Here is a 515-nt window from a genome sequence, read left to right on the forward strand (position 1 = left end):
GTTTCCTGCACGACCAGTACGACCAACTCGGTGTACGTATTCTTCGGTATGCTTTGGCATATCGAAGTTGATGACGTGTGTCACTGTTGCAATATCCAAACCGCGGGAAGCAACATCAGTCGTTACAAGGATCTTAAATACTGCGCGCTCAAACTGACTCATAATGGTGTTACGTTGAGTCTGGTTCAAGTTACCACTTAATGCTACAGCCTTCAGTTTCTTTTCGTTCAGCTTTTCTGTTAGTCGCTCAGTATCATCACGCGTTGCCGTAAAGATAATAACTTGACGGTATTCAGCCTCAGAAAGAACACGATCTAAAATTGCCTCTTTATGATCTAGGTGATCACACAAGTAAAATTTTTGCGTGATATCTTTATGTTCTTCGTTAGAAACGCCGATAGCAATTCGCTTTGGCGCATTGAGCATTTCAGCCGCGATTTCATTGACGTCTGCATGATCTAATGTCGCAGAGAACATCAACGTTTGACGACGACGATGCTTGGCTGCTTTATGAA

Annotated in this window: 1 protein-coding gene; it reads right to left on the reverse strand. The window is 43.1% G+C overall.

Translation table 11 applies throughout. From position 1 onward, the window contains the following. Window positions 1-515, reverse strand: a 515-nt coding sequence (locus IQR33_RS04660) for a helicase-related protein (protein WP_193843546.1), incomplete at both ends; no start/stop codon positions are given.

It is taken from the genome of Vibrio sp. OPT46 (assembly GCF_015163535.1).
In the GTDB taxonomy this organism is placed as follows: Bacteria; Pseudomonadota; Gammaproteobacteria; order Enterobacterales; family Vibrionaceae; genus Vibrio; species Vibrio alginolyticus.